The organism is Flavobacterium sp. LC2016-12, from assembly GCF_015351595.1.
In the GTDB taxonomy this organism is placed as follows: Bacteria; Bacteroidota; Bacteroidia; order Flavobacteriales; family Flavobacteriaceae; genus Flavobacterium.
Genome location: NZ_JADKPT010000005.1, coordinates 203,392 through 222,692, shown reverse-complemented (window position 1 = coordinate 222,692; position 19,301 = coordinate 203,392). Strand labels below are relative to the sequence as shown.

The 19,301-nt window shown below is 35.2% G+C and carries 27 protein-coding genes; 25 read left to right on the top strand and 2 right to left on the bottom strand.

What is annotated here, in order from left to right; genetic code table 11:
* Positions 1-2: 2 nt before the first annotated feature.
* Both IRZ99_RS10795 and IRZ99_RS10790 read right to left on the bottom strand, forming a co-directional pair.
* Complete coding sequence (locus IRZ99_RS10795; protein WP_194657267.1) at positions 3-3,281, bottom strand: SusC/RagA family TonB-linked outer membrane protein; 3,279 nt, start codon at positions 3,279-3,281, stop codon at positions 3-5.
* 87 nt (positions 3,282-3,368) lie between these two features.
* The gene (locus IRZ99_RS10790; protein WP_228519071.1) at positions 3,369-5,069 is read right to left on the bottom strand and encodes a ShlB/FhaC/HecB family hemolysin secretion/activation protein; all 1,701 of its coding nucleotides are present in this window, start codon (positions 5,067-5,069) and stop codon (positions 3,369-3,371) included.
* A gap of 183 nt (positions 5,070-5,252) precedes the next feature.
* On the opposite strand from IRZ99_RS10790, the gene rpsL reads away from it, so the two are divergent.
* From rpsL to secY, 25 genes are all read left to right on the top strand, one after another.
* Positions 5,253-5,636 carry a 30S ribosomal protein S12 gene (rpsL, locus tag IRZ99_RS10785; protein ID WP_007136570.1) on the top strand — a complete coding sequence of 128 codons (384 nt, stop codon included), beginning with the start codon at positions 5,253-5,255 and terminating at the stop codon, positions 5,634-5,636.
* A gap of 23 nt (positions 5,637-5,659) precedes the next feature.
* On the top strand, positions 5,660-6,136 hold the full coding sequence (gene rpsG / locus IRZ99_RS10780; protein WP_007803600.1) for a 30S ribosomal protein S7: 477 nt from the start codon (positions 5,660-5,662) through the stop codon (positions 6,134-6,136).
* 10 nt (positions 6,137-6,146) lie between these two features.
* Positions 6,147-8,303: an elongation factor G gene (gene fusA, locus IRZ99_RS10775; RefSeq protein WP_026982959.1), complete on the top strand. Its 2,157-nt coding sequence runs from the start codon at positions 6,147-6,149 to the stop codon at positions 8,301-8,303.
* An 11-nt stretch (positions 8,304-8,314) separates the two neighbouring features.
* On the top strand, positions 8,315-8,620 hold the full coding sequence (rpsJ, locus tag IRZ99_RS10770) for a 30S ribosomal protein S10 (RefSeq protein ID WP_007803605.1): 306 nt from the start codon (positions 8,315-8,317) through the stop codon (positions 8,618-8,620).
* 403 nt (positions 8,621-9,023) lie between these two features.
* On the top strand, positions 9,024-9,641 hold the full coding sequence (gene rplC / locus IRZ99_RS10765) for a 50S ribosomal protein L3 (RefSeq protein WP_007803612.1): 618 nt from the start codon (positions 9,024-9,026) through the stop codon (positions 9,639-9,641).
* The gene (gene rplD, locus IRZ99_RS10760) at positions 9,641-10,270 is read left to right on the top strand and encodes a 50S ribosomal protein L4 (protein ID WP_194657266.1); all 630 of its coding nucleotides are present in this window, start codon (positions 9,641-9,643) and stop codon (positions 10,268-10,270) included. The genes rplC and rplD overlap by 1 nt, the downstream gene beginning before the upstream one ends.
* Positions 10,271-10,277: 7 nt before the next feature.
* Positions 10,278-10,568 (top strand): 50S ribosomal protein L23, encoded by a 291-nt coding sequence (rplW, locus tag IRZ99_RS10755; protein ID WP_017495018.1) that lies wholly within the window; start codon positions 10,278-10,280, stop codon positions 10,566-10,568.
* A gap of 9 nt (positions 10,569-10,577) precedes the next feature.
* Complete coding sequence (gene rplB / locus IRZ99_RS10750; RefSeq protein WP_007803623.1) at positions 10,578-11,402, top strand: 50S ribosomal protein L2; 825 nt, start codon at positions 10,578-10,580, stop codon at positions 11,400-11,402.
* A 6-nt stretch (positions 11,403-11,408) separates the two neighbouring features.
* The gene (rpsS, locus tag IRZ99_RS10745) at positions 11,409-11,687 is read left to right on the top strand and encodes a 30S ribosomal protein S19 (RefSeq protein ID WP_012022488.1); all 279 of its coding nucleotides are present in this window, start codon (positions 11,409-11,411) and stop codon (positions 11,685-11,687) included.
* A gap of 6 nt (positions 11,688-11,693) precedes the next feature.
* The gene (gene rplV, locus IRZ99_RS10740; RefSeq protein ID WP_007803631.1) at positions 11,694-12,107 is read left to right on the top strand and encodes a 50S ribosomal protein L22; all 414 of its coding nucleotides are present in this window, start codon (positions 11,694-11,696) and stop codon (positions 12,105-12,107) included.
* Between the two features lie 5 nt (positions 12,108-12,112).
* Positions 12,113-12,874, top strand: a complete 762-nt coding sequence (gene rpsC, locus IRZ99_RS10735; protein ID WP_007803635.1) for a 30S ribosomal protein S3 — start codon at positions 12,113-12,115, stop codon at positions 12,872-12,874.
* A gap of 19 nt (positions 12,875-12,893) precedes the next feature.
* Complete coding sequence (gene rplP / locus IRZ99_RS10730; protein WP_007803637.1) at positions 12,894-13,319, top strand: 50S ribosomal protein L16; 426 nt, start codon at positions 12,894-12,896, stop codon at positions 13,317-13,319.
* Positions 13,320-13,332: 13 nt separating this feature from the next.
* Positions 13,333-13,524, top strand: a complete 192-nt coding sequence (gene rpmC, locus IRZ99_RS10725) for a 50S ribosomal protein L29 (RefSeq protein ID WP_007803639.1) — start codon at positions 13,333-13,335, stop codon at positions 13,522-13,524.
* A gap of 17 nt (positions 13,525-13,541) precedes the next feature.
* Positions 13,542-13,802 carry a 30S ribosomal protein S17 gene (gene rpsQ, locus IRZ99_RS10720; RefSeq protein WP_007803646.1) on the top strand — a complete coding sequence of 87 codons (261 nt, stop codon included), beginning with the start codon at positions 13,542-13,544 and terminating at the stop codon, positions 13,800-13,802.
* Positions 13,803-13,804: 2 nt separating this feature from the next.
* Positions 13,805-14,173 (top strand): 50S ribosomal protein L14, encoded by a 369-nt coding sequence (gene rplN, locus IRZ99_RS10715; RefSeq protein ID WP_007803649.1) that lies wholly within the window; start codon positions 13,805-13,807, stop codon positions 14,171-14,173.
* Positions 14,174-14,184: 11 nt separating this feature from the next.
* Entirely contained in the window at positions 14,185-14,499 is a 315-nt protein-coding gene (rplX, locus tag IRZ99_RS10710; RefSeq protein WP_007803650.1) for a 50S ribosomal protein L24, read from the top strand.
* A 2-nt stretch (positions 14,500-14,501) separates the two neighbouring features.
* Complete coding sequence (rplE, locus tag IRZ99_RS10705) at positions 14,502-15,053, top strand: 50S ribosomal protein L5 (RefSeq protein WP_017495015.1); 552 nt, start codon at positions 14,502-14,504, stop codon at positions 15,051-15,053.
* Between the two features lie 3 nt (positions 15,054-15,056).
* Complete coding sequence (gene rpsN, locus IRZ99_RS10700; protein WP_007803655.1) at positions 15,057-15,326, top strand: 30S ribosomal protein S14; 270 nt, start codon at positions 15,057-15,059, stop codon at positions 15,324-15,326.
* A gap of 105 nt (positions 15,327-15,431) precedes the next feature.
* Positions 15,432-15,830 carry a 30S ribosomal protein S8 gene (gene rpsH, locus IRZ99_RS10695; protein ID WP_029272051.1) on the top strand — a complete coding sequence of 133 codons (399 nt, stop codon included), beginning with the start codon at positions 15,432-15,434 and terminating at the stop codon, positions 15,828-15,830.
* A gap of 18 nt (positions 15,831-15,848) precedes the next feature.
* Positions 15,849-16,391, top strand: a complete 543-nt coding sequence (gene rplF / locus IRZ99_RS10690) for a 50S ribosomal protein L6 (RefSeq protein ID WP_072974807.1) — start codon at positions 15,849-15,851, stop codon at positions 16,389-16,391.
* 11 nt (positions 16,392-16,402) lie between these two features.
* Positions 16,403-16,753 (top strand): 50S ribosomal protein L18, encoded by a 351-nt coding sequence (rplR, locus tag IRZ99_RS10685; RefSeq protein ID WP_072974805.1) that lies wholly within the window; start codon positions 16,403-16,405, stop codon positions 16,751-16,753.
* Between the two features lie 3 nt (positions 16,754-16,756).
* Positions 16,757-17,281 carry a 30S ribosomal protein S5 gene (gene rpsE / locus IRZ99_RS10680; RefSeq protein ID WP_085950926.1) on the top strand — a complete coding sequence of 175 codons (525 nt, stop codon included), beginning with the start codon at positions 16,757-16,759 and terminating at the stop codon, positions 17,279-17,281.
* A 12-nt stretch (positions 17,282-17,293) separates the two neighbouring features.
* Positions 17,294-17,476, top strand: coding sequence for a 50S ribosomal protein L30 (gene rpmD, locus IRZ99_RS10675; RefSeq protein ID WP_017495010.1), 183 nt, complete (start codon positions 17,294-17,296; stop codon positions 17,474-17,476).
* An 11-nt stretch (positions 17,477-17,487) separates the two neighbouring features.
* Positions 17,488-17,940, top strand: a complete 453-nt coding sequence (gene rplO / locus IRZ99_RS10670) for a 50S ribosomal protein L15 (protein WP_026982954.1) — start codon at positions 17,488-17,490, stop codon at positions 17,938-17,940.
* A gap of 13 nt (positions 17,941-17,953) precedes the next feature.
* The gene (secY, locus tag IRZ99_RS10665) at positions 17,954-19,300 is read left to right on the top strand and encodes a preprotein translocase subunit SecY (protein WP_056195286.1); all 1,347 of its coding nucleotides are present in this window, start codon (positions 17,954-17,956) and stop codon (positions 19,298-19,300) included.
* Position 19,301 lies beyond the last annotated feature (1 nt).

Below are 19,301 nucleotides of genomic sequence, written 5' to 3'. Positions count from 1 at the left end.
ATTTAGAATTGCATTTTAATGTTGAAACTAATATCTCTTGTAGATGGCAGAGATCCTGTTGAGTAACCTTGTAAGTTACCTGCTCCCAATCCTGATTCTGGATCTGCATCTGGTAAGTTTTTGTGTATGATCCAAAGATTTGTTCCAACAATACTGAAAGTCATTCCGTTTATAAAAGTATTTTTTAATACTTTTTCAGATAAAGAGTATGAAATTGCGGTCTGTCTTAATTTGATATAACTGGCATCGTATACAAATGCTTCGTCAGGCAATCCTCTTCGGTATCCTTGTGCTCCAAATCTACTTGCTTCAATTCTTGTGGTGTTTGGTGATCCATCTGGGTTTACCCCTGGATTTATAAATCCTCCGCTGTCAGATCCTGAAGTTAACGGATTTCTGACTGGGTTTCCGAGTTCATTAATGAAGGCAGTATCGTCAGGTAGACCAGTTGCTAACCCGTAGTAACGGTCAAGTGAGAATATTTGTCCGCCTTTTTGCATGTCAATTAAAAACTCAAGGGAAAAGTTTTTGTATGTAAATTTATTATTTAAACCACCGGTGTAGTCTGGATTTGCATTTCCGATTGGATTGTCAGAAGTTGAAGTTTTGATGTATTGTCCATTATCCGGGTCCACAACTCTTTGTCCGTTTAGGTAAGTGTATTGAGTTCCGTAAATTACTCCATATGGCTGTCCAACTGCTGCGTTTATAGTTACACCACCTTGAAGTGATCCTAATTGTAAATTGTCAATTCCGTCTAATAGATTCAATACTTTGTTTCTGTTTCTGGCAAAATTTAAATTGATTTCCCATGAAAAGGTATCTGTTTTAACAGGCGTTCCGTTTAGAGATATTTCAATCCCTTTGTTTTCTATTTCACCAGCGTTAATCAATTCGTATAAATATCCTGTTGATGCAGTTAATCTTAATGGGATTATTTGGTCGATTGAATTGGATTTATAGTAAGAAAAATCAAAGCCTAATCTCTTTTTAAAGAAAGAAAGTTCTAAACCTGCTTCGTAACTTTTTGTGCGTTCAGGTTTAAGATTTGGATTATTCTTAGTGTCTTTTACAGATGCTGATGCGGCTCCAAATGCTGTATTAACGTTATATGTATCTAAAACTCTGTCAAAGCCTGGGCTGTTTCCAACCTCGGCATAATTAAGTCTTACTTTTCCGAAAGATAACCAGTCAGCTTCTATAAATTTAGAAAACACAAAGCTTGATGAAATGGAAGGATAGTAATAAGAGCTGTTAGCTTCTGGAAGAGTTGAAGAGTGATCTCTCCTAATTGTACCTTCCAGATATAAGTAATCATCGTAGCCAAACGAAGCGCTTCCATAAATACCATCGACACCAATGGATTCATCTCTTTCAATAGGTGCCAGCAAAGGGCTGGCTGTGTTTTGAAGTGCATATAATTTAGGTATGGCAAGACCTCCATTTGTTGCTGCGAATATTGAATTGTAATAGCTTCTGCGAATATTTACACCAGCAACTCCTTTGAGGTTTAACTTTTCAGTAAGGTTTGTGTTGTAGTTTAACATGAAATCATAGTTATACTCGCTAAAGCCTATGTTTTTTCTTGAGTATCCTGATGATGCAGGGCTACGGTTGATAGAGCCGTCGCCTCCGCCTGTACCGATACCAAAGTTGGTAGGTACGCTGCCAATAGCTCTTCTTTCTTCCTGAAGTTCGTCATATGTGTCAACGGACATTCTGCCGTAAGCATCAAGCCAGCTTGCGATTTTGTAGTTTAAGGAAACATTTCCAATAAATCTGCTTCTGCTGTCTGATTCGTAATTTTCATAACGTTGAAAATAAGGATTATCCCAGAATATTGGAGCTGCATTTGTTGTGGAATTAGGGTTCCATGTTACATTTCGTCCTGTGAGTTGGTATGCTTGTTTTAATCCTTGTAGATCAACATTAGTTTGCCACCATTGTCTAAAGTTACCTGCAATGTTGTCATTGTATCCAGTGCTGTTTCTGCCAATGGTACTAGTTTTGGTGAAGTTGCCATACCCCGCAACGGTTAGTCGGTCGTTTATAAGTGTTGATCCGTTTAATGTGAACGTATTTCTCTTTAATGTACTATTGGGTAAAAGACCATTCTGTTCAAGATTGTTTATTCCTAATCTTAAATAACCATTTTCTAAGCCTTTATCTATTGAAATAGAGTTTGTAAGAGCAATTGGTTTTTCGAAGAAAGTTATAGGTCCATTTTTAGCATTAACCCAAGGAGTGGCTTTCATATAGTTTGGGGATTCTGGATAGAAAGCGTCCCATTGGTATACCATTAGGTTTTTATCAAATGCTTGTCCATAAGAAGCATCTTCAGTTAGTGGAGTTACGTTATCAAGAATTCCGTCTCCATTGATGTCTTTTTGGTCTAGGTATGAATCTTCGTTTGGGCCATAATATGGACCGTATCCACCACCATATTGGTTTTGGTATTTTATGAAGGTACTTTTGTCAATAGAGCCAATGGTTACACCTGAATTTATTGTAATAGAATATCCTTTGCTTTTTTTGTTTCCTTTTTTGGTTGTAATTACAACAACCCCATTAGCGGCTCTGGAGCCGTAAAGTGCACTTGCTGCAGATCCTTTAAGTACGTTTATTGATTCAATATCTTCTGGGTTAATATCTGATGCGGCACTTCCGTAATCGTAACCAGCTCCAGATTGTTCCTGATCTCTTGAATTTGAGTTGTTATTACTTACTGGTACACCATCAATAACAAATAAGGCTTGGTTGTTTCCTGTTAAAGATGAATTTCCTCTAATTACAATATTAGTTGAACCTCCAAAGTTTGTGGTTCTTTTTACCTGAACTCCAGAAACTTTACCAGATATAGCATTCACAAAGTTATCGCTTTTAACTGCGGCCAGATTTTCACCTTTAACTTCTTGAGTTGCATATCCGAGAGATTTTTTCTCTCTCGAAAGTCCTAATGCTGTAACAACTACTCCTTCTAATTGCATTGCGTCTCCTGACAGTTTAGCATTTACTTGAGAAGAGTTTGCTGCAATTTCTTGCGATCTCATGCCAATGTAGCTAAAGATTAAGGTTTGACTCGGTGATGCTTTGATGGAGTATTTACCGTCAAAATCGGTTTGTGTTCCGGATTTTGTTCCTTTTACTAACACACTTACACCTGGTAAAGGTAAGCCTGCTTCATCGGTAACAGTTCCTGAAACAGTTCTTTCTTGCGCAAAGGTCAGTTGCGTTATTAGTGCTAATAGAAGCACTAAGAATCTGCTTAATTTTGGTTTCATATTATTAAATATTTTGAATTAGTCATGTAATATTCGTAATTAATGACTTAAATTCCTAATATTTTGTTAACAGATTTAAGTAAAAGGTTAAAATTTAACATTATAACATATGTTTAGTATACTGTTATAAAATTTTATTTTAGAATTATTTGTGCTGCCATTAGCTATTATCACTCGTAAAAGCCCATTTTTTGTTAACAATCCAAATCCTACTCCGAAGGAGAGTAAAGTATTAATTTTTTTATAATTTCCCAGTGAGGTCTGATCCTGGTAAATTCCATAATCAAGAATGCTATGTAGGAATAAGTTGTTAGAGGCTAAATATCGATATTCCGTTAGAAGTAAATTTACATTGTTTCCTTGAAGGCTGTTTTCTGAAAAACCTCGAATTGAATTCATTCCTCCAAATCGAAATAGTTCGTTTGTAATGTAATTTTTGCTTTTTAAATAGAAATTTTGTGAATTAACATAAACGAAATTCTTTTTGTTTAGTTCGAAGTTGTAAGATGCATTAATATTGCCGTAAAACTGATTGCTTGATTCTGCAGTTTCCGGATCATTGTTTGTGTTTCTTTTTCCGTATCCTGTTAAAAAAAATAAAGATGCTTTTTTCGGAAAAAGATTGTTTGTATAATCTGGTTTTTTGTAATCAAAACTACAAGTAAAATACGAGTTTTTGAAGTCACTAATTGTGGAGTTGTTAGTGTTTTGAATGTCGCTTGATTCTGTTGATTGGTATCCAATATAAATTTTTGAATTGTAATTTAGATAATAGCCTAGGTCTATTGCTGTTTTAGTGTTTTGAAAAGTGCTATCTTGTTTAAAGATGTTTAATTGGGCTTTTATTCCTATCGAGGAATTGAATATGTATGGTATTTCTATTTTGGTATTGAATGTCTTTTGTTGATTACCATCGCTTTTCCAATACAATGAAAATTGTTCGCCGGCATGCAAAGTGTTTAGTAGCGCAATATCAAGATATCCATTCAGGGTTGTTTTTTTGTTGTCATCATTTGAGAATCCAATATACCCGTCAAAACTGTTAGCCTTTCTTTTTTCTATATAGGTATAAACTTTAGTTGAATCATTTGTGAAGAGAATCTCAGGGTATTTTGTTTGTTTGATAAATTCAAAATTATTTAAATCATTATTTAATTCTTTGATTGTTTCCTGGTTAAAAGTCCGATTGATGTATTTTTTATTGAGTTGTATTAAATGTCCTTTTGGAAAAATATCACTTTTGTTATTATCTGAATAGTTGATAATAATCGAATTAATTATTCTTTTTTTTTCGGATTTAAAGTTTAGATCAGCATAAATCGTTTGGTTTTTTCTTTGGATATTTTCGAGGTTTATTTTGTTTAAAGCAAAGCCTTTTTTTTCCGCGTCAAGTATTTTTTGATTTAGATAGTTTTCGACTTCTTGATATGCAATAATTAAAGTATCGTTTTTGGTTTCTCCTGTGCTAAAAAGTGGATTTTTTGTACCTATATATATATGTATGTATTTTATCTTTTGTTTAAGGGTTATGATTGAGGTGTAGGTGCTGTCGTTTGTTTGGGTAGTTTCTCTTATTCGGTTGTCTAAGTAGCCGTTTTTTGATAATTTATCAGAAATGTTTTTTAGTTCTATAAAAAGTGATTTTATGTTAAGATGGTTTTTGGAATAATTCAGAGAATCAATAATTTTTGTTTCATCTGAGTTGGATCCATTTATTTTTAAATGAAAATTTTGTGCGTAACCAGAAATACTTATGCAGGAAATGAGTATGTATAAAAGTTGTTTCAAAGGGAATAATTTGATTTGTTAAAAGTATTGAAAATATATGTCGTTTGTTTCTAAAAAGATAAGCTTAAATAATGTTATTGAAAATTAATGGATTAACGTTTGTATAGTGAAAAATATTTTATACATTTGCAACCCCGTAAAAAGCGGGAATTTAATATACATAATAAATTTTTAGTATTAATTATGCCAACAATTCAACAATTAGTAAGAACAGGAAGAACTCAGATAACTAAGAAGAGTAAATCGGTTGCTTTAGATTCTTGTCCTCAAAGAAGAGGGGTTTGTACGCGTGTTTACACTACTACACCAAAAAAACCAAACTCTGCAATGCGTAAAGTTGCGCGTGTACGTTTGACAAATGGTAATGAGGTGAATGCTTACATCCCTGGAGAAGGACACAATTTACAAGAGCACTCGATAGTATTAGTTAGAGGCGGAAGGGTAAAAGATTTACCAGGTGTTAGATATCATATCGTTCGTGGAGCGCTTGACACGTCAGGGGTTGCAGGAAGAACGCAAAGAAGATCTAAGTACGGTGCTAAACGCCCAAAAGAAGCAAAAAAGTAATTTAAAACTTTTAAGAAAAAGACATGAGAAAAAGAGCGGCAAAGAAAAGACCACTTTTACCAGATCCGAGGTTTAACGACCAATTGGTAACACGTTTTGTGAACAACTTAATGTGGGACGGTAAGAAATCTACAGCTTTCAAAGTATTTTATGATGCAATTGATATCATCGAATCTAAGAAGCAAGATTCAGAAAAATCTTCATTAGAAATTTGGAAAGATGCTTTAACTAACGTTATGCCTCACGTAGAAGTACGTAGTCGTAGAGTAGGTGGAGCTACATTTCAAATTCCAATGCAAATTAGACCAGACAGAAAAATTTCTATGGCAATGAAGTGGTTGATACTTTATTCTAGAAGAAGAAATGAAAAATCTATGGCACAACGTTTAGCGTCAGAATGTTTAGCTGCTGCTAAAGAAGAAGGTGCTGCGGTTAAGAAAAGAATGGATACTCACAAGATGGCAGAAGCTAATAAAGCTTTCTCTCACTTTAGATTTTAATTCGTAAGAAATGGCTAGAGATTTAAAATATACAAGAAATATCGGAATTGCTGCTCACATTGATGCTGGTAAAACAACAACAACTGAGCGTATCCTTTTTTATACTGGAAAATCACATAAAATTGGTGAAGTACACGATGGTGCTGCAACAATGGACTGGATGGCGCAAGAGCAAGAAAGAGGTATTACAATTACTTCTGCTGCTACAACTTGTGAGTGGAATTTCCCAACTGAGCAAGGTAAGCTTTTGCCAAACTCATTGCCATACCACTTTAATATTATTGATACTCCTGGGCACGTTGACTTTACTGTAGAGGTAAACCGTTCTTTGCGTGTGCTTGATGGATTAGTTTTCTTGTTTAGTGCTGTTGATGGTGTTGAGCCACAATCAGAAACTAACTGGAGACTTGCGGATCAATATAGAGTTCCTCGTATGGGATTCGTTAACAAGATGGACCGTCAAGGATCTAACTTTTTGGCTGTTTGTCAACAAGTTCGTGATATGTTGAAGTCAAATGCTGTTGCGATCACTTTGCCAATTGGTGAAGAAAATGATTTCAAAGGTGTTGTGGATTTAGTAAAAAATCAAGCTATCATTTGGCATGATGCAACTCAAGGGGCGACTTTTGATATTGTTGAGATTCCTGCTGATATGGTTGCTGAAGTTAAAGAATATAGAGATATTCTTATTGAAGCAGTTGCTGATTACGATGAGAACTTGCTTGATAAGTATATGGAAGATCCAGATTCTATCACAGAGGAGGAAATTAACAATGCGCTTAGAGCTGCGACTATGGACATGGCTATCATCCCGATGATTGCTGGTTCTTCTTTCAAAAATAAAGGAGTTCAGTTTATGTTGGATGCTGTTTGTAAATATTTGCCTTCTCCAATGGATAAAGAAGGTATCGAAGGGATTCATCCTGATGATGCTGAATTATTAGAGGAAGATCAAACTAAGATTTTACGTCGTCCAGATGTAAAAGAGCCGTTCGCTGCTTTAGCATTTAAAATTGCTACTGACCCATTCGTAGGTCGTTTAGCTTTCTTCCGTGCTTACTCAGGGCGTTTAGATGCTGGTTCTTATGTTTTGAACACTCGTTCAGGAAGTAAAGAAAGAATTTCTCGTATCTACCAAATGCACGCTAACAAACAAAATCCAATCGAATATATTGAGGCTGGAGATATTGGAGCTGCTGTTGGATTTAAAGATATCAAAACTGGAGATACATTGTGTGATGAAAAACACCCAATCATTCTTGAGTCTATGAAATTCCCTGCACCGGTAATTGGTATTGCAATTGAGCCTAAAACTAAAGCTGACGTTGATAAAATGGGTATGGCTTTGGCTAAATTAGCTGAAGAAGATCCAACATTTACTGTTAGAACAGATGAGGCTTCAGGGCAAACTATTATCTCTGGTATGGGTGAGCTTCACTTAGATATCTTGGTAGATCGTATGAAACGTGAATTTAAAGTTGAAGTGAACCAAGGTGAGCCTCAAGTTGAGTATAAAGAAGCGTTTACAAGAACTGCAACACACAGAGAAACTTACAAAAAACAATCAGGAGGTCGTGGTAAATTCGGTGATATCGTATTTACACTTGAGCCAGCTGATGAAGTTGATGGAAAAGTTCCTGTTGGATTACAGTTTATTAATGCAGTAAAAGGTGGTAACGTTCCTAAGGAATATATCCCTTCTGTAGAAAAAGGTTTCCGTGAAGCTATGAAAACTGGTCCTTTGGCTGGTTATCAAGTGGATAGTTTGAAAGTAACTTTGACAGACGGATCTTTCCACCCTGTCGATTCTGATGCGCTTTCTTTTGAATTAGCAGCAAGAATGGGTTATAGAGAAGTGGCTAAGGCTGCTGGAGCTATTATTCTTGAGCCTATCATGAAAATGGAGGTTATTACTCCTGAAGAAAACATGGGAGATATCGTAGGTGATATCAACCGTCGTAGAGGTCAGGTTAATGACATGGGTGACAGAAATGGTGCTAAAACTATTAAGGCTGATGTGCCTTTGTCAGAGATGTTTGGATATGTAACAACATTAAGAACATTATCTTCTGGTAGAGCTACTTCAACAATGGAGTTTTCACATTATGCAGAGACGCCTTCTAATATTTCAGAAGCTGTAATTAAAAAAGCAAAAGGTAACGCTTAATTCTTAAGAAAATGAGTCAAAAAATCAGAATAAAACTAAAATCTTACGATCACATGTTGGTAGATAAATCTGCTGAAAAGATCGTAAAAACAGTAAAAACTACTGGAGCAGTTGTAACGGGTCCAATTCCGTTACCAACTCACAAAAAACTTTTCACTGTGTTACGTTCTCCGCACGTTAACAAAAAAGCGAGAGAGCAATTTGAAGTAATGTCATACAAGAGATTGATTGATATTTATTCATCTTCATCTAAAACTATTGATGCATTAATGAAGCTTGAATTGCCAAGTGGAGTTGAAGTAGAAATAAAAGTATAATTTTTTATTATATTTTATATAAAAAAGCGAGACAGTAATGTCTCGCTTTTTTTATTGTTATAATTTCTTGTTTTATAATTTTTAATCAGGAACTTTTAGATTATTGATATTCTATTTTTGAGTGAAATGTCTTTTAGTTAGGGCTTTGCGGACTGTTTTTGAAGTTAAGATTGTGTAATTGTTAAGAAAAATGTTTTAGTAAGTTAAAATGATTATGACGGATTTTTATATTTAAAGCAAGATGTTTGAGTGAAGCTTTGGAGCTTGAATTTTGATAATGAGCGATTTAATTTTTGTAACTGTTTGGTATATTCAATTTTAATGTCTACTTTTGCACTCCCTGTTTGGAAATTTCTGTTATTTTCAAATTGAAGGGAATTTTAGTAATTAATAATTAATATTTATGTCTGGGTTAATTGGTAAAAAAATCGGCATGACTAGTATTTTCGACGAAAACGGGAAAAACATTCCTTGTACAGTAATCGAGGCTGGGCCGTGTGTTGTTACCCAAGTCAGAACCAAAGGTGTTGACGGGTACGAAGCGTTGCAACTAGGTTTCGATGACAAAAACGAGAAACATTCTACTAAAGCGGCTTTAGGTCACTTTAAAAAAGCTGGAACTGTTGCTAAGAAAAAAGTCGTTGAATTCCAAGATTTCGCAACTGAACAAAAATTAGGAGATCTTATTGATGTTTCTATTTTTGCTGAAGGAGAATTTGTAGATGTACAAGGTGTGTCTAAAGGTAAAGGTTTTCAAGGTGTTGTAAAACGTCACGGATTTGGTGGTGTTGGTCAAGCAACTCATGGACAACATAACCGTTTAAGAGCGCCAGGTTCTGTGGGAGCTTCTTCTTATCCATCTAGAGTGTTCAAAGGAATGCGTATGGCTGGAAGAATGGGAGGAGATAATGTAAAAGTACAAAACCTTAGAGTTTTAAAAGTAGTAGCCGAAAAGAACCTACTTGTTATTAAAGGATGTGTTCCTGGACATAAAAACTCTTATGTAATCATTCAGAAGTAATGGAAGTAAAAGTATTAGATTTCAACGGAAAAGATACTGGAAGAAAAGTTCAACTTTCTGATTCAGTATTCGCAATTGAACCAAACAATCACGCTGTATACCTTGATGTTAAGCAATATCTTGCTAATCAAAGACAAGGGACTCACAAAGCTAAAGAAAGAGCTGAAGTGACAGGAAGTACGCGTAAGATTAAAAAACAAAAAGGAACTGGTACGGCTCGTGCGGGAAGTATTAAGAATCCATTGTTTAAAGGTGGTGGAACAGTTTTCGGACCAAGACCAAGAAGTTATTCATTTAAATTGAATAAATCTTTGAAAAGATTGGCTAGAAAATCAGCTTTCTCAATCAAAGCAAAAGAGGCGAATATCATCGTTCTTGAAGACTTTAATTTTGAAGCGCCAAACACTAAAAATTTCATTAACGTTTTGAAAGCTTTAGGGTTAGAAAATAAAAAATCTCTATTTGTGTTGGGAGAGTCGAATAAAAATGTATATTTGTCCTCACGCAATTTAAAGGCTTCTAATGTCGTAACTAGCTCAGAATTAAGCACTTACGATATTTTAAACACTAACAATTTAGTGCTTTTAGAAGGTTCTTTGGAGTTAATTGAAGAAAATTTAAGCAAATAATAGGAATATGAGTATCATAATTAGACCTATAGTAACAGAAAAAGTAACCAAAGAAAGTGAAGTTTTAAACCGCTTCGGATTCGTTGTTGACAAAAAAGCAAACAAAGTTCAAATTAAGAAAGCTGTTGAAGCTGCTTATGGAGTAACTATCGTTTCAGTTAACACGATGAACGTAAGACCGGATAGAACTACTAAATACACTAAAAGTGGTTTGATCAGTGGAAAGACAAATGCAATTAAGAAAGCGATTGTTCAAGTACAAGAAGGAGAAACAATTGATTTTTACAACAATATCTAAGATAGAAAAATGTCAGTAAGAAAATTAAAACCTATTACCCCAGGTCAGCGATTTAGAGTTGTGAATGGTTATGACGCCATTACAACTGATAAGCCGGAACGCTCTTTGATAGCGCCGATAAAAAACTCTGGAGGTAGAAATAGTCAAGGAAAGATGACCATGCGTTATACGGGTGGTGGTCACAAGCAGAGATATCGTATTATTGATTTCAAAAGAACTAAAGACGGAATTCCGGCTACAGTGAAATCAATCGAATACGATCCAAATCGTACTGCATTTATCGCTTTATTAGCTTATGCTGATGGAGAGAAAACTTATGTAATTGCTCAAAACGGATTGAAAGTTGGTCAGAAATTAGTTTCTGGTCCAGAATCTCAACCGGAAATTGGTAATACATTGCCTTTAAGCAGAATTCCTTTAGGAACTGTAATCTCTTGTATTGAGTTACGTCCAGGTCAAGGTGCGGTAATCGCTCGTTCAGCTGGTACATTTGCTCAATTAATGGCAAGAGATGGAAAATATGCTACAATTAAAATGCCATCTGGTGAAACAAGATTGATCTTGTTAACTTGTTCGGCTACAATTGGAGCTGTTTCTAATTCAGACCACCAATTAGTTGTATCAGGAAAAGCTGGTAGAACAAGATGGTTAGGAAGAAGACCTAGAACAAGACCTGTTGCAATGAACCCTGTTGATCACCCAATGGGTGGTGGAGAAGGACGTTCTTCTGGTGGACATCCACGTTCAAGAAATGGAATACCAGCAAAAGGTTATAGAACTCGTTCTAAGAAAAACCCGAGTAACAAGTATATCGTAGAACGTAGAAAGAAATAATAAGATATGGCACGTTCATTAAAAAAAGGACCTTTCGTTCATTATAAGTTAGACAAGAAAGTTCAGGAAAACGTAGAAAGTGGTAAAAATAGTGTAGTTAAGACTTGGTCTAGAGCTTCTATGATTACTCCAGATTTCGTTGGACAAACAATCGCAGTTCATAACGGTCGTCAATTTGTACCAGTTTACGTAACAGAAAACATGGTAGGTCACAAATTAGGAGAGTTTTCACCAACTAGATCTTTTAGAGGTCATGCTGGAGCAAAAAATAAAGGTAAAAAATAAGAAGCAATGGGAGTTCGTAAAAGAGAAACAGCAGATGCGAGAAAAGAGGCTAATAAGTCTATTGCTTTCGCAAAATTGAATAACTGCCCTACTTCACCTAGAAAAATGCGCTTAGTAGCGGACTTGGTAAGAGGTCAGAAGGTAGAAAGAGCACTTAACATCTTAAGATTCAGTTCTAAAGAAGCTTCAAGAAAATTAGAGAAACTATTATTATCTGCAATCAATAACTGGGAGCAAAAAAATAGTGAAGGTAATTTAGAAGAAGCTGGATTATTTGTTAAAGAGATCAGAGTAGATGGTGGAATGATGTTGAAAAGACTTCGTCCAGCTCCACAAGGTCGTGCACACAGAATAAGAAAACGTTCTAATCACGTAACAATCGTGCTTGGAGCTATCAATAACACACAAAGCAATTCTTAAGCAGCATGGGACAAAAGACAAATCCAATTGGAAATAGACTTGGTATCATCAGAGGGTGGGACTCAAACTGGTATGGTGGAAATGATTACGGTGATAAACTTGCCGAAGATCACAAAATCAGAAAGTATATCCACGCTCGTTTATCAAAAGCTAGTGTATCAAAAGTAATCATCGAGAGAACTTTGAAACTTGTAACCGTTACTATCACTACTGCTAGACCTGGTATCATTATCGGAAAAGGTGGACAAGAGGTAGACAAGTTAAAAGAAGAACTTAAGAAAGTTACTGACAAAGAGGTTCAAATCAATATCTTTGAAATTAAAAGACCTGAATTAGATGCTTATCTTGTGGCGACAAGCATCGCTCGTCAAATCGAAAGCCGTATCTCTTACAGACGTGCAATCAAAATGGCTATAGCTGCTTCTATGCGTATGAACGCTGAAGGTATCAAAGTTTTGATTTCTGGTCGTTTGAATGGTGCTGAGATGGCGCGTTCAGAAGGTTTCAAAGAAGGTAGAATTCCTCTATCAACTTTCAGAGCTGACATTGATTATGCTTTGGCTGAAGCTCATACTACTTATGGTAGAATGGGGATCAAAGTATGGATCATGAAAGGTGAAGTTTATGGAAAGAGAGATCTTTCTCCACTTGCAGGAATGGATAAAAAACAATCTGGAACTGGTGGTGGTAAAGGTGGCGATTCTCCGAGAGGAGATAGAAAACCTTTTAATAAAGGTGGAAAACCAGACGCTCGTAAAAGAAAGTAAATTTTTAAACTAAAGAAAAATGTTACAGCCTAAAAGAACAAAATACCGTAAGGTACAGAAAGGTAAAATGAAAGGTAACTCTCAAAGAGGGCATGAACTTTCTAATGGAATGTTTGGTATTAAATCTGTACATGAAGATGGAATGTTCTTAACGTCTCGTCAAATCGAAGCTGCGCGTATTGCTGCAACTCGTTTCATGAAGAGAGAAGGACAATTATGGATCAAAATATTTCCAGACAAACCAATTACTAAGAAGCCTCTTGAGGTACGTATGGGTAAAGGTAAAGGTGCCGTTGAATATTGGGCTGCCGTTGTTAAACCCGGAAGAATTATGTTTGAAGTTGGAGGAGTTCCTTTATCAGTTGCAAAAGAGGCTTTACGTCTTGCAGCTCAAAAGCTTCCAGTAAAAACTAAATTCGTCGTTGCTAGAGATTTCGAAGCATAATTAAATTTATATTATGAAACAATCAGAAATAAAAGATCTTTCTGCAGCGGAGTTGCAAGAAAAACTTAGTCAAACTAAGAAAATATATGCTGACCTAAAAATGGCTCACGCTATTTCTCCAATTGAGAACCCACTTCAAATTAGAAGTGTAAGAAGAACAGTTGCAAGATTAGCTACAGAGTTAACTAAAAGAGAGTTACAATAATTGTATTCTGCTGAAAGATGGAAGAAAAAAGAAATTTAAGAAAAGAAAGAATAGGTGTTGTTACTTCAAATAAAATGGATAAGTCTATTGTTATTGCTGAAGTAAGAAAAGTAAAACACCCATTATACGGTAAGTTCGTGTTGAAAACAAAGAAATACGTTGCACACGACGAAACAAACGACTGTAACATTGGAGATACTGTAAGAATTAGCGAAACGCGTCCTTTAAGTAAAACAAAATGTTGGAGATTAGTTGAAATCTTAGAAAGAGCTAAATAATTATGGTACAACAGGAATCAAGACTAAAAGTAGCAGATAACACGGGAGCAAAAGAAGTTTTAACTATCCGTGTTTTAGGAGGTACCAAAAGAAGGTATGCCTCTGTTGGTGACAAGATTGTAGTATCTATTAAAGATGCAACTCCTAACGGTAACGTTAAAAAAGGAGCTGTTTCAACTGCAGTTGTTGTACGTACCAAAAAAGAAGTGAGAAGAGCTGATGGTTCTTATATCCGTTTCGATGATAATGCATGTGTTCTTTTGAACGCTGCAGGGGAAATGAGAGGAACTCGTGTTTTTGGTCCGGTAGCAAGAGAACTTCGTGAAAAACAATTCATGAAAATTGTATCATTAGCACCAGAAGTGCTTTAATTCGTTTTAAGATGATAAAGCTAAAAATAAAATCAGGAGATATCGTAAGAGTTATTGCTGGAGACCATAAAGGTGCTGAAGGTAAAGTTTTACGTGTTTACCGTGAGAAAAATAAAGCGATAGTTGAAGGTGTAAACATGGTTTCGAAACATACAAAACCAAGTGCTAAAAACCCTCAAGGTGGTATCGTTAAGAAAGAAGCTTCTATACAAATATCTAACATTTCACTAATTGATCCTAAAACAAAGGAAACAACTAGAGTTGGTATTAGAGTAGAAGGAGATAAGAAAGTAAGATTTTCAAAAAAATCTAATCAAGTACTATAGTAATGGCATATACACCTAGACTAAAAGAAGAATATAAGAGTAGAGTAATCTCTGCTCTTAAAGAGGAATTCGGATATACAAACGTAATGCAAGTTCCAAAACTTGAAAAAATCGTTTTGAGCCGTGGAGTTGGTGCAGCTGTATCTGATAAAAAACTTATTGACTATGCAGTTGATGAGTTAACAAAGATCACTGGACAAAAAGCAGTATCTACAATTTCAAAGAAAGACGTTGCGTCTTTCAAATTGAGAAAAGGGATGCCTATTGGAGCAAAGGTTACTTTACGTGGTGAAAGAATGTATGAGTTTTTAGATAGACTTATTACTTCTGCTTTGCCACGCGTTAGAGATTTTAGTGGTATCAAAGCTACTGGTTTCGACGGAAGAGGTAATTACAATCTTGGAGTTTTGGAGCAAATCATTTTCCCTGAAATTGATATTGACAAAGTAAACAAAATTTCTGGAATGGATATTACATTTGTTACCACTGCAAAGACAGACAAGGAAGCAAAGTCATTATTGGCTGAATTAGGATTACCTTTTAAAAAGAATTAAGACATGGCTAAAGAATCAATGAAAGCCCGTGAGGTGAAAAGAGAGAAAACGGTAGCTAAGTATGCTGAGAAAAGAAAAGCTTTGAAAGAAGCTGGAGATTTTGAAGGTTTACAAAAATTACCGAAAAATGCTTCACCAGTTCGTTTACACAATCGTTGTAAATTAACAGGCAGACCAAGAGGTTATATTCGTCAATTTGGTATTTCACGTGTAACTTTCCGTGAGATGGCTAATAATGGATTAATTCCTGGAGTTAAAAAGGCGTCTTGGTAATCTCGCAATAAGTTACTACTTTTGCAAACCAAAAAATAATTTTTAATTGATTAAAGGTTCGGGAGGCGAGTGCCTCCCGAAAACCATAATCGCAATCAAATACATATGTATACAGATCCTATTGCAGATTATTTGACTAGAGTTCGTAACGCTGTGGCTGCAAACCACAAAGTTGTTGAAATTCCAGCTTCTAATCTTAAAAAAGAAATAACTAAGATCTTATTTGATCAAGGTTATATCTTGAGTTACAAATTTGAGACGAACACTGTTCAAGGTTCTATCAAAATCGCTTTAAAGTATGATAAAGATACTAAAGAGCCTGTAATTAAAGATATCCAAAGAATTAGTAAACCTGGTTTACGTAAATATGCAGGTGCTGCCAAATTACCAAGAATCCTTAATGGATTAGGAATTGCAATTGTTTCAACTTCAAAAGGTCTTATGACTGGAAAACAAGCGAAACAATTAAATGTAGGTGGTGAAGTAATTTGTTACGTATACTAATTTTAAAGACTAAATAAGATGTCAAGAATAGGTAAAAGCCCAATTGTAGTCCCTGCTGGCGTAACTGTAGAAGTTAAAGACGGTATTATTACAGTAAAAGGAAAAAAAGGTCAACTAACTCAGGAGTTTTCGGACGTAACTGTAACAGTTGAAGGCGATCAGGTTCAAGTTGAAAGATCGTCTGATCATAAAGACCAAAGAGCAAAACACGGATTATACAGATCATTAATCAATAATATGATTGTTGGTGTATCGGAAGGTTTTACTAAAGAACTAGAATTAGTTGGAGTTGGTTATAGAGCTTCAAACCAAGGTCAAAAATTAGATTTAGCACTTGGATATTCTCACAATATTGTTTTAGAAATTGCTCCAGAAGTAGCTTTAGAAACAATATCTGAAAAAGGTAAAAACCCTATCGTAAAATTAACATCATTTGATAAACAACTTTTAGGTCAGGTTGCTGCGAAAATCAGAGGTTTCCGTAAGCCTGAGCCATACAAAGGAAAAGGTGTTAAATTTGTGGGTGAAGTATTAAGAAGAAAAGCAGGTAAATCAGCTTAAAAAATAAGATTATGTCATTAACAAAATCTGATAGAAGACAGAGAATTAGATTCAGAATTAGAAAATCGATTAGTGGTACTGCTACTAACCCAAGACTATCTGTATTTAGAAGTAACAAAGAAATTTACGCTCAACTTATTGATGATGTAAATGGAGTTACTATATTAGCTGCATCTTCAAGAGAAAAAGAAATAGGAAAAGGTACTAACGTTGAAGTAGCTGCTGCTGTTGGAAAACTAGTTGCTGAAAAAGCGTTAAAAGCTGGGATTGATACCATCACTTTTGATAGAGGAGGTTATTTATATCACGGTCGTATTAAATCATTAGCAGAAGGCGCAAGAGCGGCTGGACTTAAATTCTAATATATTATGTCTAAATACAAAAATGTAGAATTGGTAAAACCAAGTGGTCTTGAACTTAAAGATCGTCTGGTAAGTGTTAATCGTGTTACTAAAGTTACAAAAGGTGGTAGAGCTTTCGGTTTTTCTGCTATTGTAGTTGTAGGTGATGAAAATGGAGTAGTTGGTCACGGATTAGGAAAATCTAAAGACGTTTCTGAAGCAATTGCGAAAGCAGTAGAAGATGCTAAGAAAAATTTAGTAAAAATTCCTTTGAATGGACAATCTGTTCCTCACGAACAAAAAGGTAAATTTGGTGGTGCACGTGTATTCTTAATTCCTGCTTCTCATGGTACAGGAGTTATTGCTGGTGGAGCTGTTCGTTCAGTTCTTGAATCAGTAGGTATTCACGATGTATTATCTAAATCTCAAGGATCATCAAATCCTCATAACGTAGTGAAAGCAACTTTTGATGCTTTATTACAAATGAGAAGCGCTCACACTGTTGCAAAACAAAGAGGTGTTTCTTTAGAAAAAGTTTTTAAAGGTTAATTCAAGGAAATTATGGCTAAATTATTAGTAAAACAAGTAAGAAGCAAAATCAACTGTCCTCTTTCTCAAAAGAGAGGTTTGGAAGCTTTAGGTCTACGTAAAATGGGACAAGTTGTAGAGCATGATTCAAACCCTGCTATCCTTGGTATGATAAACAAAGTTAAACACTTAGTTTCTGTTGAAGAAGCTAAATAACAAATACTGTTATGAATTTAAGTAACTTACAACCAGCTGAAGGATCAACGCACAATCAAAATAAAAGATTAGGTAGAGGAGAAGGTTCTGGAAAAGGTGGCACTGCTGCAAGAGGTCACAAAGGAGCAAAGTCTCGTTCTGGTTATTCTAAAAAGATTGGTTTTGAAGGAGGGCAAATGCCACTTCAAAGACGTGTGCCTAAGTTTGGTTTCACAAACATCAATCGTAAAGAATACGAAGGTGTTAATTTAGATACGCTTCAATTATTAGTAGACAATGGTGTGATTACTGATTCTGTTTCTATGACAGATTTCGTAGCAAATCGTCTAGCTACCAAAAATGAAATCGTTAAGATTTTAGGTAGAGGAGAATTGAAAGCAAAATTAAAAGTAACTGCCCACAAATTTACTGCTACTGCAAAAGCTGCTATTGAAGCTGCTGGTGGAGAAGCTGTAACTATATAACTTATCTATTAAGATGAAGAAATTTATTGAATCAATAAGTAATGTTTGGAAAATCGAAGAACTGAAAAATAGAATCTTAATTACATTAGGATTGCTTTTAGTATATCGTTTTGGTGCACACGTTACGCTTCCTGGGATTGACGCAACTCAATTAACTGGTTTAGCGGGACAAACTAAAAATGGTTTAGGATCTATCCTAGACATGTTTACTGGGGGTGCTTTCTCTAAAGCTTCAGTTTTTGCTTTAGGTATTATGCCTTATATTTCTGCGTCTATTGTGGTTCAGTTGATGGGAATTGCTATTCCTTATTTGCAAAAACTTCAAAACGATGGAGAAAGTGGTAGAAAAAAGATTAATCAAATCACTCGTTGGTTGACTATAGCTATTACACTGGTTCAAGGTCCAACTTATATCTATAATTTATACAGAACATTGCCTGGTAGTGCATTCTTACTAGGCTTTAATTCTCCTGAATTTTTGTTCTCATCTGTTATCATTTTAGTGACAGGTACAATCTTTGCTATGTGGCTTGGAGAGAAAATTACGGATAAAGGTATTGGAAATGGAATTTCATTATTAATTATGGTTGGTATCTTAGCTCGTTTACCTCAAGCTTTTATTCAAGAGTTTACAACGAGAGTTACCAATAACAATGGAGGTCCAATGTTATTAGTTATTGAAATTATTGTGTGGTTATTAGTGATTATTGCTTGTGTATTGCTTACAATGGCAGTACGTAGAATTCCGGTTCAATACGCTCGTCGTACAACAACTGGTGATTATGAGCAAGATTTAGCAGGTGGTAATAGACAATGGATTCCTCTTAAGCTTAATGCTTCTGGAGTTATGCCAATCATTTTTGCTCAGGCAATTATGTTTATACCTGCAGCTGTAGCTGGATTGTCTAAATCAGACACATCACAATCTATTGTTGGAGCATTTAGTAATATGTTCGGTTTTTGGTATAATTTTGTATTTGCAACTTTAATTATTGTATTTACATTTTTCTACACTGCAATTACTGTTCCTACTAACAAAATGGCTGATGATTTGAAAAGAAGCGGTGGTTTTATCCCGGGAGTTCGTCCAGGTGCTGAAACTTCAGATTTCTTAGATAAAGTGATGTCTTTAATAACTTTCCCAGGATCTTTATTCCTTGCTTTGATTGCTGTGTTCCCAGCTATTGTTGTAAGTATTATGGATGTACAACAATCTTGGGCAATGTTTTTTGGAGGTACCTCATTAATAATTATGGTTGGAGTTGCAATAGATACTATTCAGCAAATCAATTCATACTTGTTAAACAAACATTATGATGGTTTAATGAAGACTGGTAAAAATAGAAAAGCAGTAGCTTAAT